Below are 25,553 nucleotides of genomic sequence, written 5' to 3' on the forward strand. Positions count from 1 at the left end.
GCTGGTTCGCGCAACTGGAAAGACGAGCGCTGTACCGGGGCGCCTTCACCAGCGTGGCCGATTTGAAAGCGGCTATCCGCCAATTTATCGAGGCTCATAACGAGCATTCAGCCAAACCGTTCAAATGGAACAAAACAGCTGAGTCCATCATCAGTTCGGTGCATAAAGCAAAGCTGAGTGCGACCAAAAATAAATTAATGGATTAACCGCTCAGGACACTAGCTTACATTGGGAAAATCAGTTATGGGCTATACATATGGCATGGCTTTACGTTCCACATCGTAAGCGCAGCAATCTATCACAACTGGATTCCGGCTTACAGCGCACCAACAGCAGATGCAATTCGCTTACTTTTAACATTTTCGGTCACTATAATTTGCTATCACTTTTTTGAGCTCCCAATACTTAAAATTAAAGATAAGCTAGCATATGGCGTGAAGAAAACGCCACGCCCTACCATGCCAATGGCTACTCCGATAACCCATCCATCAAACACCATTTAATCAGAAAGCCTCCTTCGTGAGATCAGATCACGAAGGAGGCTCTTTTAATACCGCCCTTCAATTGGAAAAATAGTTAAGCCTTCGAGTACCGAACGCCGTCAAAGCTAGCAGACGGACTGGCCGACACCCCCCTCACTACAGCCGCTGATTTGATAGCAACAAACCCAGCAGAAGACGATACGCTACCGAAAATTGAACCCATTCGAATTACGTTCGGTACCAAAAATTCCGGTGTATTGAACACTGTCGTTCCATCTGCAATGTTGCCGCTGTTGGCAGTAACACTACCTCGAAACTCAATATCATCATCGATAAACCTGAATTGTATGCTGCCTGAAAATCCGGCAGCGTAAGACGAGGCGGCTATATCCATCCATGATGTATTGGGCACCGACACCGGACAAATAGTCTCTGCCAGGCATTTCGCGATGGCATAACCGAACACCTCATTCAGATAAGAGGTTTGGTGAACGTTGTCGCGCAGGTATGAGTCTGCAAATGTTGAGTTCAGATACGATGCAGCCAACGGACCTGTTACATGCGTGAGATCAATTAAGTTGTATCCCCTGTCAGCTGCAAATCTACCGATTGCCGCCCGCATGTCCCCACCTTTGCTTGCATTTTGGCTTGCCCCGCCGGACCCACCTGATTGAGCCTGAGTCCACCAAAGCGGAAAGATAGCCAATGTAATTGAGCGCCCTTCGCTTCGCACCTTCTCAAGCACTGCAGAGTACGTAGCAACAAATGCCGCATATGTGTTTGCACCCTGAGTATCATTCGTACCGACAAACACCAACACATCAGACGCATTTACAAAGGGGTTGGAATTAAGATTATTTAGTTGCTGTTGCGTAGTTTGGCCACTAATAGCTCTGTTCTCAATCCCGTTAATCCTTATTCCAAACGAACCATCCAGCGCGTTCGCAATCCACCATGGATGCGCCCCATATAAATCATCAGTCAGGGAATCCCCAAGAAACCCTAAAACTCGCGACCTAGGAGAGTCTGAAACCTTGAATTTTTCTGAGTACCATCCTACATAATTAATAGAGGCTCCAGAACCGATCCCAGTCGCCCCGAATCCTGCGTACATCAGGTAGCCACTAGTTAACTGCACATCTACGAGAACTGACCCACTGATCAAAACTTGAAACCTGATCGATGTGATAAAACGCACAGTTAAAATAGGACAATCGGGACGATAGCCAGGCGTGTCAGAAATAACAGCCGGTCTTAGTACCGTTTGCGCAACCCCTTGATACTTAGTCACCAGCTCCCATACATCACTGTTTGGATAGCCCCTGAGAACACAGTAGCCAGTGGAAAATATCACTCCTACAGCGATTTCCCCTTGATTCGACGGGGGGACACTTACACCAGCCACTACTGAACTGCCCGGCCTGAGCGCATACAAACCAAGCTGAGTCTGTCCTCCGCTAGGAGGAGTCAGATACAAAGTATCGGCACCGCCACCCGCAGGAGAAAACGACACGACCGTATCGCCTCCCAGGCCAATCTGTTTATAAACCAACTCAGTTGCTGCCCCGTTAGCCACAACTGCTTTTGGCCGGCGATCAGTAATGTCCGACTCAGAAAGCCATAACCGCTTTTTGTTCCTACGGCTCCCGCGGCTAAAATTCGCCCTCAGCTCCAAATCGTAATTCTTTGGGTTTCCTTCTGTCACTCGATAAACATAGTCCGTTGTGGTAACGATATTCGAGGAAAACATACCCCCATAAATTGCACCAGAAAATGTCACCTCCGGATCAGGATCCAGTACGATCCCTGACAAATCAGCTCCAGCGACAGGCCAGTAATAGACACCGGTTGAAAGTTTCGGAAATTTAATTTTACCTCCAGGCACAACCGCTGCTTTCGCTCGATTGTATGCTGGGAGATTGTCAGAAACCTCCTCTCCACCACCATAGTCTCTTATCGAAACCTGCTCTTTTAACTTAATGTCCAAAGTTTGATCAAGATTACGAACGAAGGATGCGCCATCTGCCGAGGCCATTTCAGTACGCAATGCACGATCACCAACGGCTTTTAGTTTCGAAGCATCGGTAGCCCAAGACCCAGAAAGAATTAGCGGCAGGCTAGCCTGATCGACAACTTGATAAAGTTCACCGTCCCGCTGAACAAGCTGCTTAGGCCGTTCGACTTTAATTCCAGCACCGTAAATGAGATAGACCGGTTCAAAGCCCAAGCTGTTATACAGGGCATTAAACTCTTGCTCCATTTCATCTAAAGAGTCAGAAATCTTATTCAGCGCGCTGTCAATTTGCGCCTGAACCTGCTCTACGGCAGTAGCTGCGTCCCACGTTGAGATATCGACCAACAGCGGGGCCACGTAGCCGTATCGACTGATCCGCAGATCAATTCTGGCAGCTGTCGTGTAGAAAAAAACCCGTGCATTTGCGTCAGCCTGGACCGGATTTTCTATCGGGGTGGTTACAGGGGAGCTGGAGTACAGAACGGCACGTTCCTGGGTACCGTGAACAAACACGTCCACGGTAGCGCCAGGCAATAGGGCACCGTCTTCGGCTCTTGCGGCGAAGAACTGAATAGGCTGCATAGTTAATCTCTGTCAGGTTTGAAAGACGATCGCGGGCGCGAAATTTAGTTGTGAACGAACACTGCTCCAGGTATCGAAGGCAGCAATCCGCAGGTAGTAGGTTGATCCGGCGATTAACCCTGAAATTTGGCCGCTTGCCGAACTCCCTTGATAACCGACGGTGCCGGCAACAGTGGGGTCGAAGCCCGAGGCCGTCGAGTAAACAAACATGTATCCAGCCGCGTCGGGGGCCGGGCTTGGGGTACAACTCACACTGGCTGTGGTGCCGCTGGTGACAGTTACCGCCGAGCCAGAGACAGCAGGCGGTGCAGTGTTGACCACCACCAGAGCAACCACTGGCGCGTTGCCAGCAGCGTTTCGCTCAACGACCTCCACGCGGTAACTCCGAACCAAAGCACCATCGACAAGCGCATCAGCACGCTGGTAGGTGAAGGTAGTGCCCGTGGTGGGCACCTCACGCAACAACGTGTTGGTAGCAGCATTGCGGATCCTTACCAGTCGATTTTCCGCGCGCACTCCAGCAACCCAACTTACTGTGAAGTAAGGAGCTTCAAAGGTACCCACCAGTTGCAAACTTTCAGCCGAACCAGGTACTACACGCACAGGAGAAAGCATGACGCTGTACGCGGTGACATCGGCTAGATCCTCCAAGGCGCGACCGAAAACATTGAACGACCGAAATTTGACCCAAGCCTGCTTACCTATCTGGTCCACTGCATAGTTGTACTTCCATATCGCATCATCGAGACGAACAAAAGAAGCATCTACGGAATGATGAGAAACAGCCGAACCCAGCCGCCCGCGCCGTAGGTATTTCAAGTTGTAAGTCCCTGGCGCCGTTAGTGTTGCATCCCTGTAGCTGATCAACTCACCATCAATCCAGCACAAGGTCGCTCCACTGTCAGCTTCGGCGGTTGTCGCCGCCGTGAGTTCAGCAGAAACAGATAATTTCACTGACAACGTGTTGGCATTGTCAGGATCTGCCCCGGTGGCCAGCGGCGCGGTTAGTCGTCCAATTCGTGAGCGTCCGTAAACGCTTTCCACCATACGATAACTGTTACCGTCAGCACTGATCCAAACCTCACAACCGCCCCAGTTCACCCCAGCGCCGGCCACAGCCCCCCAGATTTGCTGCTCACCAGGAAGCAACAAACTCTCTGGAGGATTGAAGAGAATGGGCGGCAAAATCGGCCCAGGCGCTGAATTTTGATTGCCCTGATAACCGGTTTTAGCTTGGACTGGGTACTTTGGAGCGCTGCCTACTCCCAGCAAGGCGTCCTCAGCAACAATTGCCAACTTCCCATCCTCGTCCTCTTCTACTGAAACCAGCCTGACCAGTCTGCGATTCAGCTTCAGCGCAGGCTCCGTTACAGTCACGAGATCCATCGGTTCAAGCAAAACGTGCTGCCAGCCCAGGGAAAATCGATATTCATTGCGAATGTAGAGTTTGCGCTGCACCAACAGTTGCGCTGCGTGAGAGCCAATCGCAACGTCACAAATTTCATACGCTTTAATGGTATCCATGGGCCGTGAGCCGAACTGCTCTATGGCCGTTTGATCTACACCGCGCACAACATCCGTATTGTATTCATGGTCACGATCAAGGATCTCCAGTGACACTTCGTTGTAACTGTCGGCTTGACTCTTGATCTTGAGTTGTACGGGGGGCGTGCCAGTCTCAGCCAGAAAATCGTCATCGGTAAGATGCGCAACCGGGGTCACGTTTGGTGACCACGTAATACCGTTGCCGGTAACCACCTGGTCCCCATATGGAATGACCTTCATTTTGCCCGCCGACCAAACCATCTCACTATTGGTCAGCTGCAGCCAACGGGTAATAGCCTCACTCGCCGGCGCCTGCTCATCGAGCACAGGACTTAACAGAAGGTTCTCGGCCAGGCAGTAGTCACGATAACTGGACATGTCAGCAATCCACCGCGGATCGAAACCCACACCATCTAACGGGTCCATCAACAGCCCAGGCAAAAATACACCGGGGTTCGCATCGGCCAGACCGGGCACCTGATAGGGGCCATCAACCTCAAACGTGTGGTTCTGCACGCCAGCGTTATCGTTCAAAAGATAGTGAGCCGAATAAACGTAGGCTGTGTCTGAATAGGCGATCGCCTCGGACGGGTGTTTAGTTTCAAGATAGCCCCACACCGGCTGGTCTGGAATGCCAGGCATAAAACTAAAACCTATCTGGGCGAGCGCAGATTGGGCTACACCACCCACCACTTTTTCTTCGAAGACTTCCTTGTCCCGAAAGATCCGCCGCACCGTTACTAGCGGACCACGTCCAATAGCCAAGATAATGGCCGCATAATAGGTATAGGTCGTGTCCTTTTGCGTAGCCCCGCCACCGCCCTTGCCACCTGTTTTGGTTTTGGTCGTTTTCGCGACCGCCTCAAAGTCTGTGTAATAAATCAGGTTGGGGCTGATGCGGTTACGCCCAGCAACCCATGCGATAGGCTTGCCACTGGCGCTGCTTTGAATCTGCAGGGCGTTAATGCGTGTCGCACTGTTCGAGATGCTACTGCCACCGCCTCCCATCATTCGCCCCCATATCGGTTAAGTGTGTAGTAACGCACCGGCCGGCTCGCCAAGCGTTCCTCGCGCATATCGGCGACTTCTACCCCGATATCGCGGTATGAATGAATAATCCGGTGCTCATCAATGACCACCGCGCCATGGCTGTAAGTACGCCCGAACTTCCAGATGGCAACGTCACCCGGCTGCGGGCTTTGAATTTCATGGCCGTACTCATCAAGCCACCCTAGGTACAGCTCTTGGCTACGGTGTAAATGCCAGTCCTGAGCGTAAGCGCCGGGGTCAATCCAGGGCATGAGGCCAGCCGAGTGAAACACCTCAATCAACAGCCAGGCGCAGTCCACACCAACGCCGAGAAGGTGCTGGCGATGCGCATAGGGCGTTTTGAGCCAACGTCTCACCTCTGCTAATACTGCTTCACGCTGCTGCTGCTCCAGCCCAGTCATACAGAGGTCTCCGCAACGGGGATGAAAGGCATCCCACGATAACGACCACGATTGCCGAACTTGTTGGTGCAAGCGTCCAGCGTGCGCGGGCAACCGGGATAAATCAGGAACTGATCACCTGGTTGTGGTACCGCTGGTAACCCGAGGATAAGACTGACGGTACCGTCATCAGCTTGGTGCCGAACCGTGCGTGAAACACCAGCGTTACCTCCATTCACAAAGCGGATCACGCCTTGGTCAAACCATCCATTCCCCGCCGCGACATCGGTCTGAATGCTCAAGGAAGTGATATTGGCCAAGACGTTCCCTGCCGTTTCAAACAATGCACGGTTTACACCGCAATCAGCGCTATAGACGGTTCGCAGGCAACCTGGCTGAAACACGCCTTTCGGCACCTTAGTGTCCAGCAGCTCCATGGGCGACTTGACCGCAAAAGTTGCCTGCTCTCGATCTGCCGGATCGACTTCGGCCACACGACCGATGAAGCGCGTAATGGTCCCGACCACCGGCTCCCCCCAGTCCGGCATAAATGCTCGGGAAAGAGTCAATGAAGCACCATCGAAACCACCGCCAGCAATAAATGCCAAGACCGGCTCACCAAGCAGTGTGTCCTGTAAACCGGCATAAAAAGTGACGTTCAAGGTGTCAACTTCAACCCCCCGAACCATGCGTATTCCAGTGCGCCGAATCAACGGCCCAGACGCCGAATAGTTCAGCCCGTCAACATAAATCTGACTACCAGCGTCTGTGTATCGCAGCACCTGGCCGCTCGCCAGAGCAATGGTGTAGAGGTCAGCCATAACGAAGCTTCGGGCCGTAGCCAGAAACTGAGTTAGTTCAGGGGATGCTGCGATCATGGTTTAATGCTCTTGAAGGACACGTTTTTCATTTCCCAGATTTTCCCGAACGGCTGCGCACCATCCAGTGAGTCCGAGTCGTACGCACAACGGAAGAAAAAGGCCCCCGTCCACTCCAGAGCAGCGCCGGCTGGTGGTGGTTGACTGAACGTGACCTTGCCTAATTCATCGACGCTGTAGTTCGACACAGGGATGCCACCCACGGCCAACCTTTCAACATTGACCACGCCATAGATCGGCTCAACCCAACTGCCAATAGCCCTGGACAGTTGAAATGTCTGTGTACTGCCATCGCCAAATCCGAAGCGATGTTTCGACACCTGGTGGTCAGTGCGATCGAAGAAAAGAAACTCCCCAAACTGCCCTTTTCGCTCGTTGAAGAACTGCACCAGGCGTGTCCATTCGTCGAGCCCTGGGCGTTTACGGACAGCGTTGTAATTCATCTGAAACGACCAAGTCGGAGCGACGAAGTAAGACGTCGTGCGGCGTCGACCACTTACCGACTGTTGGACGCCCGTACTCCACTCCGGAGACTTTTTGGCTAGCAACGTTTGCCCCGGCATATGGGGCAATACGTCATCAGCCATCACCCCCCGGTCAGGGAAACTGGCTATCCATCGTGCTGGGAAAAAAGGCCCTAGAATCATCAAACGCCCCCTATGCCTTTATGGCTCCATTGCGTCGCATCTTCTGCATTTCATCCGCGAACACCCGCGCATTGCGGCGGATGTCGGCAGGTGTCAGGCGTCCGCTGTTGTCGTGATAGTGATAACCACCGCCGCCACCGCCCAACTGCCCCTCGCCGCTCGCAGCCTGACGAATTACGTTGGCGTACTGCTTTGGCAGAACCATTTCCTGCTCGTGGAGCTGAGTCATTGGGTTTACCCCCGCAGGGATGTCGTAACCGCCTTCAGCGGACGCCACGTTCTTAACCAAGCCAAACACAAACGCACCGGCCGCTACAGCCGCTGCGACGCCAAGCACGGGACCAATAAACGGAATGGCAGACATTGCGGCAAAGGCACCCGCCATCGCCTGCCAGGCACTGGCGATGATGTTGGAGATGGTCGCCGCGCCCCAGATCGCGACCGACATGGCCGCTCCACCCGCCTCTGCAGCAGTACGCACACCGACACCAGTGACGGTCGCCCCGGTTTTCGCCGTCTCGCCGAAGATCCAAGCCATCAAGGGTTTGGTAACCATGTTTTCGATGAACGCGGTACCGATGCTTCCAAAGATCCCTTTTAACAACCCCTGAGTGCTCATCGTTCCGGTGAGGATCCCGTTTAGCCCGCTGGACCAGCTGGACTGCAAGCTTCCCACCATCCCTGTCCAGTTGCTTTGGGACTCCATGGTTTGTTGTCGGCCGATCACGGCCATGCTGTTGCGGTGGGTCTGCTCCAGTGCGAGGATTTGCTGCTGCACCTGCTGCAGCGCGACTGGGTTTCGATCCGGATCCTGATCCAGCAGCGCTTTGCGTTGGGCCAAGGACTCAGCTTCAATCGCATACCGCTGCTTTTCAAACTCAGCCTGGGATTGCAGCAACTGACCTTGTGTAATCAGATTGGCCTGCAAATCCAGCTGCGCCATTTGTTCGGCATGGGCAACATCGGTCAGCCGCGCTTGCTTATCAGCGGCAAATTCCTGCTGTTTCATGTTGGTGATCTGTTGCTGTTTTTCCCGCTCGATGGCGACTACCTCAGCTGCCGCCTTTCGGTACTCCTGGCTGTCCTGGCCGTAAAGCTGCTGACTACGCACCAACGTTTGTTGAGCGATGTTCAATCGCGCGTCCATGTTGTTGCGGTACTGCTGAGCCTGTGCCTGGAGGTCGGCGAACGCCTTACCTTCGTCCTCACGGCGCAACGACCCAAGCGCGGTGAGGTAATTACGTTGCACTCCCAGACGCTCCTTGGCCGTGAGGTCTGTGCGTTTGAGAATCCCCTGCCAGTAGTTCGCTTCCTGTTGCTGGGAGAACTGTAGAAATGTGCCCTGCTCTTCCTGCTGTTGCGAATGCGCGACTTTTTGCGCATCTAGCGCCTCGGACCACTGACTAACCCGCGATGTTGCTTTACCGGGAGAAGTAATGGGGTCGTCCGTCTTTTTCGTAGGAGGCGTCGTGGACGTCTTAACTTTCTCCCGATGCTCAATCGCTGCCGCATAGCCTGCTTCAAGCTTAGTCAGACGGGCGATCTCGATGCCGTAAGCCGTTGGCGCCGTCCTGCCCTGCTGTGGAGGCTTAGTTAGCGCGGTGTCGCCCGTCGCTGCCATGTCAGCCACCTTTCGCCGCTGCTCTTCAATGCGCGCAACACGGGAACGCATACCGGCGTCCACCTCATCAACTTTGTTGGAGACAAGTTGCATGTTCTCCAGCAGCAGACGCTCCTCCACCAATGCCGCTTCAAGTGGAGCCTTACTACCGTTACCACGTGGACCAGGCTTGAAGTCCTTGAGGATTGCTTCATAGCGAGCAACATTCGCCGCTACTTCGTCGACTGTCGCCCCTACACCAGTCATGCCTTTCAAAAGACTATTGAACCAACTAGCTGTCTCAGCCAATCGCTTGTTCAGGCTGACAAAAACAGGCTCCAGAATCGTGCCTATAGTGACTTGCAGCTCGTTACTTTTTGAGTCGAGCTCAGCCTGACTACCAGTCAAGCCGTCAGCCGCTTTCGCGGCGTTGCCAACCTGCGCTTCAGTCTCTTTCATCACCCCGTTGTACTCAGCGGTGATCTTCTGCGAATCGGTCAACTTGTCACGGGTGGTGCCAATGCTCTTGGCATATTCCTCCCACATTTTCGCCACGTTTTTCGTGACACCGGCGTTGTCGACCAACACCGAGTTTTCGTTCTTCAAACCTTCGGTGGCCGACACCACCGCTTCCGACAGACTAAGGTTTGCCTGTCTATTGAAGGCCGCAGCATCTTTCAAGCGCGTGATAACACTCACTGCCTGGTCGACGTTGTAGCCCCGGCTCAAGAGGTTTTGAAGCGCTTTTGCCGAATCTCCCACACTGATCAGGCCATCAGCAGCAAGCTTGTTCGCCTCATCCATGGCGCGGCCAATACCGACGCCCGCGTGGTTGGCAACTGCCTCCAAGCCTCTATAAGCCGCCTGCTGCTGAATTGCCGCATCCTTGCTGTCAACAACCAGTTGCTTGACCTTGAACGCGCCAAGCGCAAAAACACCGATCAGCCCGGCCGCGACGCTGGAAAGCCCAGAGCGCATGATGGTGCTGACGCCGCCCAATGCATCATTGACCGCCGGGCCAAACCGGCTTAATTGCGTTTGGCTACCCACCATTTCGGTATTGATCGCCCGCAGTTCGCGACTGAAAGTCGTTCGAGCGTCACGCATATTCCGCTCAATGCTTTCGATTGCGCGGTCAAAGCCCTGGGTGCCGGCAGTGAACTGGTACGCGATATTTCTATCCATGCCAAAACCTCACATTGCAGACGTAAAAACTCCGCCGGAGCGGAGTTAGTGGGTGATTGGGAAAAATGCCGGATCAGGGTCATACGGGCGGGACGAATGCATCCAGCGCCCCACGCAGATGCTCAGGCAAATCCGCCCGCATGTCTGCCGCCATTGCCGCCAAGTTGCTCGCCAGATCAGGCGCATCCGTAACGTCATCAGTCGGCTTGTAGCCCATGTAACCAGCCACAAGCACGTGCACAGGTGGATGATGCCGCCAGTAGTCGGTCATATGCCCAACCATCACCATGTCCCAATCACGCCGCAGCGTGACCGGGCTTTGACCGGTACTGGCGATCAAGTGAGCGTAGAGCTGGCCCCAGTCGAAGGGGCCTGACCTTCCCCCGGCGCAGGCTCCGTCACTTCAAGCCCAGACGCCCCCATAACGGCACCGAGGGCTTCGCGCATGTTGCCAAGGTCCAGCAGGTTGGCGACTTCGGCGCGCTCCATTTCGGGGTAGTTTCGACGAAGCGCAGCATGGGTGGCGTCGATCACCGTGGAGATACTGTCTTTGTCCATGTTGCCGGCCATGACTCGATTGATCCGGTCCAGCAGTTGCTCCAGGTCACCCAACGTCAGAGGCGGGATAACCAGGGAACTTCCGGGGAACGGGAAGATCACACCGGGGATTTTAACGACGGTCATTCGCTGGAACTCCAGTAAGCGACTTCGCCAAACTCATCGGCATAGCCAGTGAATTCAAAGTCAGGGATTGTGTAGTCGTCCTGCTTAGTCGAAAGACTCAACTTATTGCTGACGAAGTTGGGTACGCGGACGTAGATCGACTTGCCTTTGTATTTCAGGTAAAGCTCGCCCTGGAACACCGGCATATCGCCCATCGGCAAATTGCGTACCGAAAGGCTCTTGCCGGTGGCGACCGAGTAGCGATAGTCGATAAACACCGGTACGCCGACGTCCGCAGTGGCGAACGCATATTCTCCGGTACCAGAGTCGAAGGTGTATTCCCCCTTGGCCGGCGCTGCCAGAACACGGGTGAAGGGAGCAGCACCACCGCCGCGAACCCCCAGGTCACCCGACAGCAAACCAGCACCTGGTGCGGCGACAATGATCTTGCCACCCACCGGGATGTCCTGGGGCGTGGTCGCGTGGTGCACCAGCACCTGGCCGGCCTGCAAGGTTTGCCCGAATACCAGCGCATTCATTTGCGACAGGCTGATCTGGGCGGCCTTGGCCTTGCCGGACAACTTGCCCTGGCCACGCGCGGCATCGACGGCGAACTGCTCGCTACCGAACAACTCCTTGGAGTCGTAGGACAGATCAACCGATGCTTCCTGCATGATGCCCAGCAGGATCGGGGTGGGTGACGCCAAGGCGTTGCCATAGGCGTCCATCAGCGGGGTGGCGTAAAACAACCCACTGCCGAATGCAATTTGCATAATTTATTCCTCAGTAATAGGTGGGGCCGGTGGTCAAGTCGCCGGTGTTGCACAAGTAGGTAAAGCGATAGCGGACCAGGCAGTTGCCTGCGGTGTTGTCCCCTTCGTCCTCGATCCAGTCGATGTAAAACCGCTGGACCCGATCCGCTTCCGGGAAAGCGTCCTCGGTGGCCAACACTGCGTGGACGGCAACCTTCACAAGGTCAGCCACCTGGTCCCAGGCGCCCCCTGTCACAGTGTCTTCCCTGGCGATGATCTCCACCGTAAGTTCGAACTGGTTGCGGTCCACGGCAAAGCTTTCCCGTTCGGTGGTTTCGAGGCTGGGACGCAGCACGATCGCAGGCGTGAGGTCGCGGGTGATCGCTTCGGTACGGCTTCGAAACACGCGATCAGCCGCCGGCGTACCGGCAGCCTTAATCAGCGCCTGCGCCTTGGAGACGATGCGGTCTTGAATTGAGGGCATGGGTCAAACCCTGGTGAGCGAAGCCAGGCTGAAGGCGCCGTCATCGATCATCCGGCGGTCGCGGACCCGGTAGGACACGCCACCGATGGTGATCAGCTTCGAATTGTTGATACCGAGGCGTTCAGCCTCGGCGGTGATGACAAGGATCTCGTAGCCTGTGGACTGGCTGTTGGTGCCGCCCATGCCGTGGATCTCATCCGGCATGTCGCGCGCCGCCAGAAACGGCTCACCATCAACAATCCCGCCAACGTCGAAGTCCTCAAGAAAGCCCCTGAGGTCTTCGTCAAGCATCGGGGCTCACCTTAGCCTTTCGCCCACCATCGGTTGCCGGAGCCGCTGACGGCTCGGCCACCACGACTTCCAACTGGTGGCGGAAGCGATCAGCCACATCGTCTGGCAGTTCAACCACCCCTCCTTGGCTGACCAAGGTGTTGTCAGGCCGGCGGAAGGAGCCAGATTTCACGGTGTAGGATCTATTCGGCATCGCCGGTTCCTCCAGCTTTATCCACTTTCACAAGTCGCTGATCCAGCGCCTTGTCCGGCTCACCGGGGATCACGATCACCTCCCCGACTTTGAACTGGACAGGCTCCAGAATGGTGTAGCGCCCCTTTTTCTTTTCGACCGGCTCCAGGCAGTGCTTTCGGGCGCTGGCCTGGCCGTCTGTCAGGATCAACTCACCACCGTAAAGGGTGATGGTCTCTGTCACGCGGTATTTCGGCATATCAGTGTCCTCGGTGAGGTGGCAGGCCGACCGGCTTATGCCACCAACTGGTTAAGGACGGCGTACTGCCAGCGGCCAAAACCGGCGTTGCGCCAGGTGTCGACACCGTACTGATGCGCGTCGTTGTCAAACTCGTATTCCGAGCCTTCCGCCTTCGCCTTCATCGCGACGTCGGTTTCCTGCTGACGGATGAACGCTTTCAAACGGCCATCGGTACGCAGGGTCACGAACTTGTCCTGCCAAGCATTGAGGCGCACGTTACCGACCACGCGGACCACCACGTTGTCGGGCATGACAATCTCGTTGATGTTGGTTCCGCGTGGAACGCTCAGCGCGGACTGAGCAACGCTCAACAGGTTGAACGGCACCATCACCAGGAACTCGCGAGCCAGTTCGTTGATGGGTTCGCCCTGATCATCCTTGAGGCTGGTGAGCTGGGTCACAGACCGGGCAACTGCCTGTTGGAACTCCTCGACACTCGGTCGGGTTGGTGTGCCATGAACAGCCGCCGCCAGCTCGGAAAGTTTGGTGGTGATTTTGTTCGACTGCACCCCGCTCTGGCCTTCTTCGTGGTCAACGTCGAAGAAGTACTGGCCGTCGTAGCAGACCTGGGTTTCACCATTGAGCAACAGTACCGAAAGCAGCCTGGCCCAGTGTGCATTCGTGCGGTCGGCCAGCTCGCCGAGGCGGATGCGCAGTTGCCCGGTCTTGTCGCGGCGCAGCTCTTTGACCAGAACCTCAATGGTTGCTTCGAAGTGCAGGTTTTCGATTTCGAGTTCAGCACCGATGAAGCCCTTGGCGTGACGCCCGCCAATCCACTCACGCAGTGTCGGTACCATACCGATCCACGGGTAGGTCTCTTTGGCCTGGTCGGAATCGAACAGGTTGGACACGGCGTCAATCCAAGTCGACCCCACATTCTGTTCGAGCATTTCGTAAAACATGCCGATGACGGCACGGCTGGAAAGTACTTCAGCACCCATGGGTGATTCTCCTGAAGAAGGATATGTTCAAAAAAGGAAGGGGTTGGGCGTAGGGTTAAGGCGCGACGGGCACTGGCTGGGCGGCGAACTTGACGATACCGACGCCAGAGCGGACAAAACGGTGAACATGGCCGACCAGGCTATTGCCGGCCGCTGTCAGCAGAAACGCGCCGCTATCGCTGGCATAGACCCGCTTACCGATATCGGCAAGCGCCAGAGCGGCGATGGGCAGCTCAATTTTGCCTTCTTCGCGAAGGCGTACGCGTGCAGCCGCAGCGGCTCCGATGCGATTGTCGACGCCGCGATCAGCGAACCCGACAAACAGATCACCAGCCGCCAGAGGGCGCGCCAGGCCACTGGCAGCGATGATGCCAACGGCCGAGCCTTCGAAGATCTGCACACCGGCGGCAACGGCCAAGTCGTTGATGGTGCCGATCTCGTAAGCGCGGGGGGTATCGAGTGTAAGAGGCATGGGATTCTCCAGAGCCAGGGGTTGAGGGGTTTACCAGGTGCTTACTTTTTCAGAACCTTGACCAAACCACGGTCGGTGGCCTTGCGATAACCGTGATAGGCCTCGAAAGTGCCAAACTCGGCGCGCAGATCCTTGTCACCGTCCCAGGTTGCCTTGGCACGCTCTTCCAGTGGTGCCTCTGGATCTTCTTCGGCGGCAACTGGTGCAGCCGGTGGCGTGGGTGCATTGGGTACCGGCGCAGGGGCCTGACTGCGAATTTCGGCAAGAGCATTGGCGCGCTTGGACTTTTCGGCACCAATCACCTGTGCAGCCGCTTCGGCGCCGCTGGTTTTGCCATCGAACTTGAGGCTGGCGATCAGCTCTTCATGGCCGGGCAACGCGGCCGCCTCGACTGCCTTGATGCGGTCACACTCGGCGCGAGCGCCAGCTGCATGTGCATCGTGTTCCAGGCTGGCCAACAATTCGGCGTGATTCGCTGCTAGGTATTCACGGGTGATGACTGGCTTATCGGGGGTCGGAGTTGGTGCGGTACTACTGGTGGTGGTGGACATAGATCGATCTCCAGAAGGACTGCCGTTGAATTCGGCGATAAGGTTTTCAAGGGTGGATTCACGGTCGGCCATGCCCAGTTCCACGGCATCCGAGCCAATCCGCATGTCGCCCTGGCCGAAGTCAGCCAGGACGGTTTCAACACTGAGGCCGCGATAATTGGCGACGTCTTCGACGAAGATGTCGGTCAGGCGGTCGACGTGGGCCTGTGCGACAGCGCGGCCTGATTCGGTACCGAAGTCCGGCCGCTTTTTCGGGCTTTGGCTGCTGACGATTTCAAAGCTGCCGTCGTCGCCGTTTTTGCGCACCGTCAACACGGTGCCGATGGATCCCACGGCTCCGGTACGGCTCATGACAATTTCATGGGCTGCTGCCGCCATCCAATAACCGGCGCTGGCCGCGTTGCCGGACACATAGGCCACCACCTGCTTGGGAGACGCGCGGATCATCTGAGCGAACTCAGCGATGCCGCTGGCAATACCGCCCGGTGTATCCATCACCAGAATGATGGTGTCGGTCCGCGGATCGTCCACTGCGGTGCTGAACTCTTTTGCCAAAACATCAAGAGAAGTCGCACCGGACAGCGCCGTAAACAAGTTGGCGTAGCGGAACACTGGACCGGTGACCGGCAGCAACGCCACGTTGCCGCGCTGAGTCACGGCGCGGCTGTTCTGCAGGGGCTTGCCCTGCCTGGCCTCCAGCGCTTCCGGGCCTTCGTGTTCGCGACGGGCAATGGCGGTGATGGTCTGCAGCACGTCCGGGGTGATGGCCCAGGGCTCGCGTGACACCAGGTCGAACGCCGTCACCCGGTGCACGGGTGCATCGGTTGGGTTGTCGCTCATAGTTAGGTCCGTTCAGGTAAGTCGGGATTGGCCGGCGGCTCATTGTCCGGGCGGGCCGTCGGTGAAGCTGATAGCCCGTCATCGCGCCGGCGCTTCACCTCCAGGGCACGCTGTTCGTGGTTTTCCTCCCAGTCGCTGCCGTCGTAGAGCATGGATTCCTTCGCCAGCGTGCTGACGCCGATATCGATCCGCTTTTCAGCGGCGTTGATATCCTTCAGCGGATCTACGGTGCCAGGACCATCGCCCACCCACAGAGAACCGCAGTAGGCATAGCGGAGTAGCGGGTGATCGAAAAACCCGGGAGCCTCGATATCCCCCTGCGCAATGGCCTCTTCAAGCCAATGCTCGTACACCGGCTGGCAGAAGTGTGAGCCCAGGAAGTCGCGGCAACCACGAACAAACTGCCAAGCCTCCATGACTGCCGCACGCGCGGCTGTATAGCTGGCCGTGAAGTGCTTGATCAGAACTTCATAGGGCAATTCCAGGGCCATGCCGATCTGGCGCAGCATCGCCAGCACGAACGGGTCAAACGCCATATTCGGCCGGCCTGGGGCCGCAGTGTCAATCGACGCGCCGTCGTCCAGCTCTGCGACAATGCCACCACTAAGCGAACCGTCCCAGCCACCCTGCTCCCGTCCTGCAGGCTGGTCACCGTCGACGGGAGTGTTGCCGGTGGCAGCAGATGCTAATGGGCTCAGGCTCCCGCCTGTCCCCGGCTTGATGAACACAGCGAAGAACGCCGACACCACCGCCGCTTCCAGCTCGGCATCGGTGTAGCGGTCCAGTTGCTTTAGCTTTTCGATCACCGGCGCCAGGTACGGTACGCCACGGGGCTGGCCCACCCGGCGGCGGCGGTAGACATGCAACAACACGCGACCGCCGCGTTCATTGAAGAACGGACGTTCATCCCAGACCCGCTCTTTCACGCCCAGCGCGCCAGGGTGGCTGCGCAGAATGTGAGCCTTGATCGGCGCCCCATCGGCGTCACGTTCAATGCCGGCGGTGAGAATTTCAGTATCGGCTTTGCCCGACGGGTTGCAGATCCGGTCGGCTTCAATAAGCTGAATACAGGCCGAGTAGTGATGACCAGGGCGTTCCTTGTGGGTCAACAGCGGAAACACATCACCGCTGCTCAGTACCGAACGCCAGGTCAGATCCTGCAAGCCATAGAAGTTTTGCTCGCGAGTGATGTCACAGCAGGTGGTTTCCGCCCAGGACTTGAACAACGACTCAGTCTTGCGCTGCCACTCCCTGGCTTGATCTTCATCCCAGCCAAGGATCTGGCGGTTCACCACAGACTTGAGCGCCAGGCCTGTCCCAACTGTTTTTGTCGTCACCGTATTGATCGCGCCGCCGCCGATGGGGTTGTTGCGCTCAAGGTCACGGCACCGCTCGCGAAGCGTGGGCAAGTCGGGCAGCAAGTCAGCCGCTGCACTGCCGGCGGCGGGGTTCCAAGCACTCAACGAGCGCTTGGCCTTCGACGCGCCGCTGTAACCGCCCAGCGCGGTCATGGTGAGCCGGGCATGCATGCGCTTGGCGCCGCGTTCAGGGCTCAACCAGGTGATGGCCTTGTCGAGCAGTGTTGGTTCTGGGGCTTTCGGGGCGCGGCTCATCGCGGCGTGATCCCACGTAGGACAATCCCCCGTGGCCGGCCGCTTTCCAGGCCATCAACTTGCTTCTGCCAGTAGTCGATCGTTTTGGTGATCTCGGCAAGGTCAGCGTACTCCAGCTGGCGGGTGCCGATCCGGTAGCTTTGCTTCTGGCTGACCTTCATGCTCGCATCGAGCCAGGCTTGGAGCTGGCCTTGCGCTTGTTCCAGGGTGATAGCCATGATTAATTCCTGCGTTGGGAGAGCACGCGCATTGCACTGCGGCGCCCAGAAACAACTCTCCCGCCAGCAGGCAGGAGATCGGGGGGTTCAACGGGCGGCGATGGTTCCGGGGTCGCCCCCTCGGTTTCGGGATTGGGCTCGGCCTCAGGCCTAACCGGTTCGGGCTGATCAAACAAACCACCCTGACGGATCTGGGCATCGAGCGCCGCCCAATCCTGTTCCTGGAGTAGATGCGTTTTCAGCGAGCGGGCCGCGTGCAGCGCGTAGGTTTCACAGTCGGTGCCTTCGTTCGGCTCGCCGGCCTTCTTCTGCCACACCTTGCGGTAGTGGTGTCGACGGCTGGGTGCCTTTACTTCGGCGGTGATCTGCCGGAAGTAGTCCGGGCGCACCGTCTTGTAAAAGTGCATCCGACCAGGGCCATCACCAGTCAGCGGTAGCCGCCCTTCAATCCACAGATCCTTGGCCCGCGACGTGCCGACGATGTAAGGGCGCAGGCCGTACTTGGAGGCCTTTTGCTCTTTGTCGGTATCGACGCCCTGCCGAGGCGCGCTGAAGATCTCCCGGCGCTCATCGTCGCGGGTGTTGCCGCGCTCGCTCGCGCCTTTGATCGCCATCACGCCGCTACGTTGGTGCTTACGGCAGAACGCATAAGCCGCGTCCTGGGTGATGGTGCCATCGGAGGTGTCGAGCGAAGTCGCCAGCACTTTCAATTTTGCGCCGCAGGCGTGGGGAATCGCCGCAAACAGCAGCTTTTCCAGATCCAACCAGACGCCTTGGTCAGGTAGCACCACTTCGCCGTAGATTTCACCCCAGTAAAGCAACCAGGATTCCTCACCCCGGCCCCAGGCCCGCATCACCACCGCCAAACGGTCGTGCTGCACATCGACCCCGGCGGTGACCACGATCCCGCCCATGGGCACGTACATCTCCGGGTAGTCCTCTGCGCGTTCGGCCAGTTTGTCGGCTTCGGGCAGATCGGATTTGTACTCGTAGGCACGACCTTGTTTCTGGTTCACGAACTTGATCAGCAGCGACAGGTTGCCCATGGCCGCCTGATGTTCGGCGTTGAGCTTTTCGCGCACGATGTCGGCCAGGCTGGTGCCGGGCAAACAGGCATACAGCTCATTCAGCTCAATGAACCCGGCACGCCCGGCGAAGGGTTTGGTCGGCACCCAGCCGCAGTATGGGTCGCCGGCTTCCACCGCGTTGAACACCGTATTGCGGATGTTCTCTTTACGCTGGTAGTCGTCCCAGATCTCGCCGCAGTGCGGGCAACCGTAGCCGGCCGTCTCAGGATCTGCGCGGCCGTAGATCTCATGAGGGGTTGCTTCTTCCTCAATGTCGAGCCACTTAATATGAGCGAAGTCGAGCACATGCGCCTGACCGCAGGAGTGGCAGATGACCGGCAGCACGCGGCAATCGGTCTGGGCCAGGCGTGCTTCGGTCTTGCTCGCGCCCTTGATCGCCGGCGTTCCGCCTACCAGCATCTTGGATCCGGGATACCGCTTGCCGCGCTCTTCCAGCAGGGCGATCGCATCGCCCTGCCCCTTCACGTCGTCGCTGGTATCGTCCGGTTCCTCTACCACCGACAAGCCCACGGAAGACGTGGACTTGACGTTGCCCGGTGAGTTGGATGCGACCAGCTTGAGGAACCCGCCCGGAAAGGTCTTATGGTCCCAGCGGTTTCCGGATGTGCGGCTGACATCCACCGGCATGAGCTTCGCCACCTCGGTGTTCGCGTTGACGCCGAACTTGAGCTTTTCGTCGTGGAAGTTCTTGCCGTCCTTTTCCTTGGCAAACAGGATCATGATCGGACGCGGCAGGTTGTGGATGAACTTGAACAGGTAGCCGATGAGGAACCACGTCCAGCCGATCTGCGCCGCTTTCATCAGATCGACTTCGCTTACCCGTGGGTCATCCAGGGCAGCGGCAACGCCGAGAAAGTAAGGCGTGTACTGGAAGTCGTAGAGCCCGTGCAGCACACCGCTCTCAGCGGGCAGGTAAAACTCGGTGCTCAGGTAATGCGCCGTTGGGATGTCACGGGGCGGGTTGAACTTCCCCGCTGCTGCCGACAAGCTCCGCGCCAAGTTTTCGCGCGTAGCCTGCAATTCGCTCGGTTGTAGGTCCAGCAACTTTGGCCACCACTATTCGATCTACCGTGAGTTTCTGCACGTTCTCGATTTCCTGAATGATTCGTTCAAGGCCGCCCAGGTATTCCCGGTTTGCGAAGCTGGCCCAGTCGGACAGCACCCGCTCAGCCTCACTCGCCGGGATCAGTGATCTCAGTTTTTCGTGATACGCCAACCGTCCGTTAGCCGACTTCTGCTGCAGGTCATCGATCCGCGCCCTGTTGAGCTGTTCGAGCTGGCTGCCCCCGCGCCCAGCGGCTTTTCCGCGCAGATCGCGGATGTAGGCCGTCCGGATCTCATCCAGGCTTGCGGTCTGCCAGTCTAGGTCCAGCGCTTTGAGCACATCGCGGGCATTTCGCTCGCTCATGTCCAGGTGATCAGCGACTTCACGTTGGGTTGGCATGATCTTGTCCTGTTGCTGACATGGAAGCGGAACCCCCTATGTCATGTTGAATCTGTGAAAAAGTCGGGGTTCGAATTACCCCGTTGGCCCCGGTGCCCGGAAGGACCCATTGATTTCGGGGCACATATGCCCCTGTCAAGCCTAAAACCTGCCAAATCATTGAAATATGGCCAATTTTTGAGAGAAAAAGCACGAAATCGACGGGAGGTCAGCCCCTTTCCATCTCCCGAGCCAGGGCACGCCGGAACAGCGGCTCGAACTCAGCCTGGGCCACGCGATTGGCGACCCCGTAGAAGTCAAAGCGCCGTCGATACGTGGGGCGCTTTACGAAGATCAGGATGGGCCTGGCACCACTGCCGACCCGCTGCCAAATGCCACGAGGGCCGGTGCCGTTACCAGGCCGACCCACGAAGTAGTCCGGCGCATTTCGGTTGCGCCGCTGGCTTCGTTTCGTGCGGTTAGCCATGAAGCCCGACACCCGCTCTGCTGCGCCGAGGGCGGATAGGATCTGCACGATCTGGCCGCGACTGATGTTCCCGTTGCCATCCATTCGGGCGCGCCGACCTGGTACTGCGTACATGTCCGCTGGCATCAAGCCGTAATGGATCAACGCCTTCTCGAAGCGCTTGTGCGGGCGGTTGCCACCGTCCATGTGTACCGGCAAATACTTGGATGCGGGAACACCTGAGCTGGCTTCGTCTTTGACCCACACCCGGGCGTACAGCCGGTTGACCGTGGCGCTGCGCTTGAAGATAGAGTTCAACGTCCAACGTGTGGGGCGATCAAACACCCGGGCCAGTTCGGCTTTCTCGGCAGCCTGGACGCGCTCCGCCGTGAAGGTCAACGCCTTGGCTGCTGCTGTTGGCACCTTCGACCGGCTGATACCGCGCATCTCCCTGACGATCTGATCGATGTTGTCACGCATCTCAAGCCGCATCATGGCCCTGGCTCCTTGAGGCTTAACGCCCTACATCACCGTTTACCGCTGCTGACTCACTCAGGCCCAGCCGCTTGGCTGTCCACCGCTCGTACAGCCCAATGGCAACGTCAGCACCTGCCATCGCCGTAAGGCATCCCAACGCGCCTGATGTCCAAATCGACATGCCCGCCGCGTAAAGCAGCATGATCGCTGACACGCCGCACACAACACAGGCGCCCGACCGAAGGGCCAACCGTCGAACCAGTGCCCAGCCCCGTGCCCCTTCCTTGTCTGCGCGCCACATCTCACCGGACACACCGCCCACCAGAGCCAAGACAATCACTAACCAGATGGGCATCTCTGCCAGCGCTTGCTGTTCGTTCGTCATTGCCTTACCCCATAAACGCGAAAACCCGGCGCAAGGGCCGGGTTTGTGGTGAGGTCGCTGGTTGCGTACCTCTTTGAACATGACTGATTTATACCCCTCCAATCCGGTGGCAGCAAGGGTGCAGCACTGCCACCCCTGCAATCAACGGTAACCCACTGGCAATCAACGGCCATATAACGTTACTGGCTCCAGCGCCGCAGGCCACCTCCTTACCAGCCCCACCAATCACAAGAGAGGCGCGACGTCTGAAACGCCGAAAAACAAAGGCGCTGTCCTTCCGTCCTACTATTTATTAAGTTTTCCATGTAGAGAGAGAAAGTAATAAACGCTGCGCGTATGCGCGTGCGTGATTGTGTGTGCCTACGCCATACGAGAGAGTGCGGGTAAAGGTGGGCCGGTGGGCCGTCACCAGTTACCACGCGGCGTACAGACGTTCCACCAACAAAAACACTGGAGGGTCGCGCCGGGGCAGACAGCACAATCACGCTACACGATCCAAAAGCATGCCAGCAATTTCCAAATGTGCCGAGTGCAATCGCGCATAAAACTGCGTCCGCCCGCACCCACAGTGTGCCCACTTCTGTCGCTCCACGCTCTCATGATTCAGGTAATGCTCACGCACCACCTGGGCCAAAGGCCAGGACAGATGCTTGTTTACGATTACCTCAAGGTCAGCACTCCACGGCAGCAGCATCTTCGAGCCACCGCGTGAACCACGGATCAGTTCTCCCTGGCAATCTATTAACTGCCCCAACATGCTGCTGGCAGATCCTTCAGTGCCTCCCCCGCCATGCATATCGAGAGCCCATAACTTCAACATCTCATCCATTTCAGAGATCAAAATGCGCTCTCCTGCCTGGGTGCAGCCGCTCCACGTTTCCACTCCGCAGGCTTCACATACTCATAGCTACGCATGCCAGCTGGGCCACTGCCTTTGCGCCGCCGGGGCCACTTCATCCGATGCATAATCTTACCGACACGCATCTGCTCAGGCTTGCCCCAGTGGCTCGGATCGATGTTAAGCGCATGCTCAAGCAAGTGAGCGCCTGTCACCGTTTCGCCAATATGCTTGTCGGCCAGGTAGCTGACCACCAGGTCTTCCCACATATCCGCCTGATAGCGCTGATCCTGCTCGGCAGCAAAAATATCAGCCTCCTCACGCTCAACCCACCATGGGTCACCTGCGCGAAAACAGGCTACCGCCTCGGCCCAGAGTTGGTCACGGTCGGCCCGCAGGCCCTCGACATCAACCTTGGTACACATCACCGGCCAGTAACGGCGGTTGCCGGTGTCGTCCTTCAGGTACTCATCTTGGTTGGTAGTGCCAATAAAAACGCTTTGTCGCGGCACATCAAGCATGCGGCGGCCATAGCTCTCACGATAGGTGTCGATAGCCGATGAAACAAACTGCTTGGCCTTGGTCGACTCTGCCTTGTTCAGAGAGTCCAGCTCGGCCATCTCCACAATCCACTTGCCCCGGATCGCCTGATAGGCATCCTTGCTGCTTAGGTCAAACGACGTGTCCATAAACCATTCGCCACCTAAAACCCGTGCAGCAGTGGATTTACCCTCGCCCTGCAAGCCTTCCAGAATCAACATCGAGTCAGCCTTACAACCAGGCCGGAACACGCGAGCTACGGCCGATAGCATCCAGCGCTTGCCGACTTTGCGGGTGTACTCACTGTTCACGACCCCCAACCGATCCTGCAACCAACGCTCAAGACGTGGCATGCCATCCCATTCCAGTGCTTCCAGATACTGACGTACAGGGTGGTAGGAGTTGTCGTTTGCCACGGCACTTACTGCCTCAACAACATGGACCGTCTTCACTCGCAGTCCGTACACGTCAGCAAGCCAAAGCGCGACCCTGATATCGTCCAAATCGCTCCAGTCACCAACACCACCGCCGTACGGTGGCGTGCGCAATTTGCGCGTCTTCGAACTGAATGAGTCCCAAGCGACCACTCCGGCCCAGCGTTTATCGTTACCCAGAATCATTGCCACGTTGAACGGATGTACGATCAATCCGCCCTTTTCGGAATACTGCAGCTTGTCTCGCCACCCCTCATCTGTAGGCGGCCGCACCACCGCCAGCACCTGGCGCCGCACTGCGTCCAGGCCCTCGGCACAGTGCAGATCGTTAAAGTCCGTCCAACCATCCTCGCGGTCGTTATCGAACACGGGCATAACTACCTGACCGCCCACCACCACCGACGCATTGCCGGCTTTGATTACGCCGGCGTTGTATGGCAGACCATTCACCACCGTCTTCCAATCATCATCAGCGCAAAACACTAACTGTCGGCCAGGGTATTTTGTGCGCATAGCCTGTGCCACCGGCAACAAGTTACCGACATCAAAACAAATGCATACCGTCAGCGAGGTCGCCATATGCAGGCTAGCGCCGGTCGCGTATCCCTCTGCGATCAAAATCACATCTCCCGGCTCAGGCTCCGGGCCGATCAAGTGGAACGCTCCTTCCTTCGCCAAGCCATACGGCCAATAGGTTTTGTTCCTGCCCGTATTCACCTGCTTTTCCGGGTATAGCACCTGCAGACCGACAATATCGCCTTTCACATTGCGCATTGGGACAAAGGCCGTGCCACTCTTAGCCTTGTAACGTAGACCTAAGCCGACCACCCGCTTGGCATCCAAGTAACGCGAGCTACCTTTCTCAGACAAGTGCTTCCACATGCCAGCAGCGCGCCTCGCAGCGGTACGGTGCTTTCGCTCCTCGGCCAATGCCGCCTTGCGCTGGCCTTCCTCTGCCCGCGCCCGCATCACTGCCCGATCTTCCGCGCTCAGCCGGCCACCCTTGACCTTGATCTTCTGCCAGCTCCCCTTTTCACCTTGGCGCCAATCCCCAAATGCGCCGAAATACAGCACCCTGCCGTCATCGGTTTGATGCTCATAAATCACATACCAGCCGGTTTTCTCCGGAGCCTTATCGCCGTCGCACTCGCAGCGCACTCGCTTACCAATCACCAGCGGGGTTTCCGGTTTAAGCCCATAGTCCTGCAGCTGGGCCAATACGTCATCGAGCAGTTCGTGATTAGTCATGCCCGTACCCCGCGCCGCCGGTCTGCCAACTCTTCACACTCTGTGCAGCGCGTGCAGCCTCGATCAAGCAACGCCAGCCGACGCGCCTCAGGGATGGCATCTCCACAGTCCACGCACGCCAATGCGCATTGACCCGGTTTCGCAATAGGTCGAGCAGCCAGAGCCATTGCAAAATTAAGAGCGATAACATCGTCAGCTACGTCTGCGTTATCAGCCATGGGTCAGGTCCTCCGCATGCTTCTTGCGCAACACCGCTCGCAACTTGAACACCGCCTGCACCATGCGCTCGGCCAGCAGCTCAAACTCGGCTAGCTCGCCATCGTCCACCTTGTCATCCGACAGCGTGGCCGATAAATGTGTGGCTAACTCACCTTCACGGGATAACAACCCGCCAATGCCCGCCATCAGCGATTGCGCCGTGTCGGTATCACTCAACTCGGAAACGTCGATACCCACCCAGCCAATTGGATGCAGCAACGCATCCACAATGCGCGGGTCACGCGTTGCATCCAGCACCAATTCAAGGTCGCCAATATTTGGTGTATGGCTGCTATTGGTCAGGCTCAGCTTATGGTTGAGGGTGGTGGCGTTGCCGCCGTCGATAGCGGCAATGGCAGTGGCGCCGCCGGGGTAATCGCGAGCTGCGTGGTGCAGCGCTTGCGGTAGGGTCAAGAGCGAACGCTGTGCGCGCTCAATAGAACTGAAATGTTTACGGTTCATGGCATTACACCCAAAAGTCTGCCAGTGACCGCCGCACGCCTGTTTGATACAGTTGCGCCGTGGTCACTAGTAAGTGGTCATATGCAGCCGGTCGCTCTGTGGTAGAAAACCCGGCTGCACCCCCAACGGCAAGGCACATGCTCCGCATGCACCTTGCCGATACAGCCTGCAGACCGTGGTGGGTTAGCAGGCAACCCAAGGCATCCGTGCCTTGGCAGCGCGGTAAAAAGAGACGGTTTTGCATGTGGTTTGCTCCGTCTACCTTTATCGCGA

The 25,553-nt window shown here is 57.3% G+C and carries 25 protein-coding genes and 1 pseudogene; 1 reads left to right on the forward strand and 25 read right to left on the reverse strand.

The genetic code is table 11. The features are described 5' to 3' along the window. Window positions 1–206, forward strand: a pseudogene (locus J7E41_RS07680) (IS630 family transposase); the annotation flags it as partial. A 370-nt stretch (window positions 207–576) separates the two neighbouring features. Here the strand turns inward: J7E41_RS07680 and J7E41_RS07685 are convergent. From J7E41_RS07685 to J7E41_RS07805, 25 genes are all read right to left on the reverse strand, one after another. Beyond that, window positions 577–3,078, reverse strand: a complete 2,502-nt coding sequence (locus J7E41_RS07685; protein WP_214991414.1) for an SGNH/GDSL hydrolase family protein — start codon at window positions 3,076–3,078, stop codon at window positions 577–579. A 12-nt stretch (window positions 3,079–3,090) separates the two neighbouring features. After that, the gene (locus tag J7E41_RS07690; RefSeq protein WP_214991416.1) at window positions 3,091–5,634 is read right to left on the reverse strand and encodes a phage tail protein; all 2,544 of its coding nucleotides are present in this window, start codon (window positions 5,632–5,634) and stop codon (window positions 3,091–3,093) included. Then, window positions 5,631–6,074 carry an NlpC/P60 family protein gene (locus tag J7E41_RS07695; RefSeq protein ID WP_214991418.1) on the reverse strand — a complete coding sequence of 148 codons (444 nt, stop codon included), beginning with the start codon at window positions 6,072–6,074 and terminating at the stop codon, window positions 5,631–5,633. The genes J7E41_RS07690 and J7E41_RS07695 overlap by 4 nt, the downstream gene beginning before the upstream one ends. Continuing rightward, window positions 6,071–6,931: a DUF2163 domain-containing protein gene (locus J7E41_RS07700; protein ID WP_214991420.1), complete on the reverse strand. Its 861-nt coding sequence runs from the start codon at window positions 6,929–6,931 to the stop codon at window positions 6,071–6,073. Before J7E41_RS07700 ends, J7E41_RS07695 begins: the two co-directional genes overlap by 4 nt. Continuing rightward, window positions 6,928–7,578, reverse strand: coding sequence for a DUF2460 domain-containing protein (locus J7E41_RS07705; protein WP_353049391.1), 651 nt, complete (start codon window positions 7,576–7,578; stop codon window positions 6,928–6,930). Before J7E41_RS07705 ends, J7E41_RS07700 begins: the two co-directional genes overlap by 4 nt. Window positions 7,579–7,588: 10 nt before the next feature. Next, complete coding sequence (locus tag J7E41_RS07710; RefSeq protein ID WP_214991424.1) at window positions 7,589–10,363, reverse strand: hypothetical protein; 2,775 nt, start codon at window positions 10,361–10,363, stop codon at window positions 7,589–7,591. Between the two features lie 79 nt (window positions 10,364–10,442). Beyond that, window positions 10,443–10,634 carry a hypothetical protein gene (locus J7E41_RS07715; protein WP_214991426.1) on the reverse strand — a complete coding sequence of 64 codons (192 nt, stop codon included), beginning with the start codon at window positions 10,632–10,634 and terminating at the stop codon, window positions 10,443–10,445. A 65-nt stretch (window positions 10,635–10,699) separates the two neighbouring features. After that, on the reverse strand, window positions 10,700–11,047 hold the full coding sequence (locus tag J7E41_RS07720) for a hypothetical protein (protein ID WP_214991428.1): 348 nt from the start codon (window positions 11,045–11,047) through the stop codon (window positions 10,700–10,702). Further along, a complete protein-coding gene (locus J7E41_RS07725; protein WP_177142123.1) occupies window positions 11,044–11,799 on the reverse strand; it encodes a hypothetical protein in 756 nt (251 codons plus the stop codon). Before J7E41_RS07725 ends, J7E41_RS07720 begins: the two co-directional genes overlap by 4 nt. A 10-nt stretch (window positions 11,800–11,809) precedes the next feature. Continuing rightward, window positions 11,810–12,262 carry a hypothetical protein gene (locus J7E41_RS07730; RefSeq protein ID WP_214991430.1) on the reverse strand — a complete coding sequence of 151 codons (453 nt, stop codon included), beginning with the start codon at window positions 12,260–12,262 and terminating at the stop codon, window positions 11,810–11,812. 3 nt (window positions 12,263–12,265) lie between these two features. Further along, window positions 12,266–12,553: a hypothetical protein gene (locus J7E41_RS07735; protein ID WP_214991432.1), complete on the reverse strand. Its 288-nt coding sequence runs from the start codon at window positions 12,551–12,553 to the stop codon at window positions 12,266–12,268. Continuing rightward, a complete protein-coding gene (locus tag J7E41_RS07740) occupies window positions 12,546–12,746 on the reverse strand; it encodes a hypothetical protein (protein WP_214991434.1) in 201 nt (66 codons plus the stop codon). Before J7E41_RS07740 ends, J7E41_RS07735 begins: the two co-directional genes overlap by 8 nt. After that, the gene (locus J7E41_RS07745) at window positions 12,736–12,984 is read right to left on the reverse strand and encodes a hypothetical protein (protein ID WP_214991436.1); all 249 of its coding nucleotides are present in this window, start codon (window positions 12,982–12,984) and stop codon (window positions 12,736–12,738) included. The genes J7E41_RS07740 and J7E41_RS07745 overlap by 11 nt, the downstream gene beginning before the upstream one ends. A 35-nt stretch (window positions 12,985–13,019) precedes the next feature. Continuing rightward, a complete protein-coding gene (locus J7E41_RS07750; RefSeq protein ID WP_214991438.1) occupies window positions 13,020–13,967 on the reverse strand; it encodes a Mu-like prophage major head subunit gpT family protein in 948 nt (315 codons plus the stop codon). Between the two features lie 55 nt (window positions 13,968–14,022). Further along, window positions 14,023–14,439: a hypothetical protein gene (locus tag J7E41_RS07755; protein WP_214991440.1), complete on the reverse strand. Its 417-nt coding sequence runs from the start codon at window positions 14,437–14,439 to the stop codon at window positions 14,023–14,025. 41 nt (window positions 14,440–14,480) lie between these two features. Then, window positions 14,481–15,830: a S49 family peptidase gene (locus tag J7E41_RS07760; protein WP_214991442.1), complete on the reverse strand. Its 1,350-nt coding sequence runs from the start codon at window positions 15,828–15,830 to the stop codon at window positions 14,481–14,483. Between the two features lie 2 nt (window positions 15,831–15,832). Beyond that, the gene (locus tag J7E41_RS07765; RefSeq protein ID WP_214991444.1) at window positions 15,833–17,443 is read right to left on the reverse strand and encodes a phage portal protein; all 1,611 of its coding nucleotides are present in this window, start codon (window positions 17,441–17,443) and stop codon (window positions 15,833–15,835) included. Next, on the reverse strand, window positions 17,440–17,661 hold the full coding sequence (locus J7E41_RS07770; protein WP_032892955.1) for a DUF6148 family protein: 222 nt from the start codon (window positions 17,659–17,661) through the stop codon (window positions 17,440–17,442). The genes J7E41_RS07765 and J7E41_RS07770 overlap by 4 nt, the downstream gene beginning before the upstream one ends. A gap of 2 nt (window positions 17,662–17,663) precedes the next feature. After that, window positions 17,664–19,736: a phage terminase large subunit family protein gene (locus J7E41_RS07775; protein WP_251029387.1), complete on the reverse strand. Its 2,073-nt coding sequence runs from the start codon at window positions 19,734–19,736 to the stop codon at window positions 17,664–17,666. Next, entirely contained in the window at window positions 19,699–20,193 is a 495-nt protein-coding gene (locus J7E41_RS07780; RefSeq protein WP_214991446.1) for a hypothetical protein, read from the reverse strand. Before J7E41_RS07780 ends, J7E41_RS07775 begins: the two co-directional genes overlap by 38 nt. A gap of 208 nt (window positions 20,194–20,401) precedes the next feature. Then, complete coding sequence (locus tag J7E41_RS07785) at window positions 20,402–21,133, reverse strand: hypothetical protein (RefSeq protein ID WP_214991448.1); 732 nt, start codon at window positions 21,131–21,133, stop codon at window positions 20,402–20,404. A gap of 19 nt (window positions 21,134–21,152) precedes the next feature. Then, complete coding sequence (locus tag J7E41_RS07790) at window positions 21,153–21,500, reverse strand: phage holin family protein (RefSeq protein ID WP_032892960.1); 348 nt, start codon at window positions 21,498–21,500, stop codon at window positions 21,153–21,155. Window positions 21,501–22,337: 837 nt separating this feature from the next. Continuing rightward, entirely contained in the window at window positions 22,338–24,545 is a 2,208-nt protein-coding gene (locus J7E41_RS07795) for a VapE domain-containing protein (RefSeq protein ID WP_214991790.1), read from the reverse strand. Between the two features lie 11 nt (window positions 24,546–24,556). Next, a complete protein-coding gene (locus tag J7E41_RS28390) occupies window positions 24,557–24,778 on the reverse strand; it encodes a TraR/DksA C4-type zinc finger protein (protein WP_214991450.1) in 222 nt (73 codons plus the stop codon). Further along, entirely contained in the window at window positions 24,771–25,280 is a 510-nt protein-coding gene (locus J7E41_RS07805) for a phage regulatory CII family protein (protein ID WP_214991452.1), read from the reverse strand. The genes J7E41_RS28390 and J7E41_RS07805 overlap by 8 nt, the downstream gene beginning before the upstream one ends. Between the last annotated feature and the right edge of the window lie 273 nt (window positions 25,281–25,553).

Source organism: Pseudomonas fluorescens (assembly GCF_018614655.1).
Classification (GTDB): Bacteria; Pseudomonadota; Gammaproteobacteria; order Pseudomonadales; family Pseudomonadaceae; genus Aquipseudomonas; species Aquipseudomonas fluorescens_BX.

Excerpts from the sequence above, each read along its gene's own strand:
- J7E41_RS07685 (WP_214991414.1), bottom strand. The coding sequence starts at position 3,078 with ATGCAGCCTATTCAGTTCTTCGCCGCAAGAGCCGAAGACGGTGCCCTA.
- J7E41_RS07690 (WP_214991416.1), bottom strand. The coding sequence starts at position 5,634 with ATGATGGGAGGCGGTGGCAGTAGCATCTCGAACAGTGCGACACGCATT.
- J7E41_RS07695 (WP_214991418.1), bottom strand. The coding sequence starts at position 6,074 with ATGACTGGGCTGGAGCAGCAGCAGCGTGAAGCAGTATTAGCAGAGGTG.
- J7E41_RS07700 (WP_214991420.1), bottom strand. The coding sequence starts at position 6,931 with ATGATCGCAGCATCCCCTGAACTAACTCAGTTTCTGGCTACGGCCCGA.
- J7E41_RS07705 (WP_353049391.1), bottom strand. The coding sequence starts at position 7,578 with ATGATTCTAGGGCCTTTTTTCCCAGCACGATGGATAGCCAGTTTCCCT.
- J7E41_RS07710 (WP_214991424.1), bottom strand. The coding sequence starts at position 10,363 with ATGGATAGAAATATCGCGTACCAGTTCACTGCCGGCACCCAGGGCTTT.
- J7E41_RS07715 (WP_214991426.1), bottom strand. The coding sequence starts at position 10,634 with ATGACCGACTACTGGCGGCATCATCCACCTGTGCACGTGCTTGTGGCT.
- J7E41_RS07720 (WP_214991428.1), bottom strand. The coding sequence starts at position 11,047 with ATGACCGTCGTTAAAATCCCCGGTGTGATCTTCCCGTTCCCCGGAAGT.
- J7E41_RS07725 (WP_177142123.1), bottom strand. The coding sequence starts at position 11,799 with ATGCAAATTGCATTCGGCAGTGGGTTGTTTTACGCCACCCCGCTGATG.
- J7E41_RS07730 (WP_214991430.1), bottom strand. The coding sequence starts at position 12,262 with ATGCCCTCAATTCAAGACCGCATCGTCTCCAAGGCGCAGGCGCTGATT.
- J7E41_RS07735 (WP_214991432.1), bottom strand. The coding sequence starts at position 12,553 with ATGCTTGACGAAGACCTCAGGGGCTTTCTTGAGGACTTCGACGTTGGC.
- J7E41_RS07740 (WP_214991434.1), bottom strand. The coding sequence starts at position 12,746 with ATGCCGAATAGATCCTACACCGTGAAATCTGGCTCCTTCCGCCGGCCT.
- J7E41_RS07745 (WP_214991436.1), bottom strand. The coding sequence starts at position 12,984 with ATGCCGAAATACCGCGTGACAGAGACCATCACCCTTTACGGTGGTGAG.
- J7E41_RS07750 (WP_214991438.1), bottom strand. The coding sequence starts at position 13,967 with ATGGGTGCTGAAGTACTTTCCAGCCGTGCCGTCATCGGCATGTTTTAC.
- J7E41_RS07755 (WP_214991440.1), bottom strand. The coding sequence starts at position 14,439 with ATGCCTCTTACACTCGATACCCCCCGCGCTTACGAGATCGGCACCATC.
- J7E41_RS07760 (WP_214991442.1), bottom strand. The coding sequence starts at position 15,830 with ATGAGCGACAACCCAACCGATGCACCCGTGCACCGGGTGACGGCGTTC.
- J7E41_RS07765 (WP_214991444.1), bottom strand. The coding sequence starts at position 17,443 with ATGAGCCGCGCCCCGAAAGCCCCAGAACCAACACTGCTCGACAAGGCC.
- J7E41_RS07770 (WP_032892955.1), bottom strand. The coding sequence starts at position 17,661 with ATGGCTATCACCCTGGAACAAGCGCAAGGCCAGCTCCAAGCCTGGCTC.
- J7E41_RS07780 (WP_214991446.1), bottom strand. The coding sequence starts at position 20,193 with ATGCCAACCCAACGTGAAGTCGCTGATCACCTGGACATGAGCGAGCGA.
- J7E41_RS07785 (WP_214991448.1), bottom strand. The coding sequence starts at position 21,133 with ATGATGCGGCTTGAGATGCGTGACAACATCGATCAGATCGTCAGGGAG.
- J7E41_RS07790 (WP_032892960.1), bottom strand. The coding sequence starts at position 21,500 with ATGACGAACGAACAGCAAGCGCTGGCAGAGATGCCCATCTGGTTAGTG.
- J7E41_RS28390 (WP_214991450.1), bottom strand. The coding sequence starts at position 24,778 with ATGGCTGATAACGCAGACGTAGCTGACGATGTTATCGCTCTTAATTTT.
- J7E41_RS07805 (WP_214991452.1), bottom strand. The coding sequence starts at position 25,280 with ATGAACCGTAAACATTTCAGTTCTATTGAGCGCGCACAGCGTTCGCTC.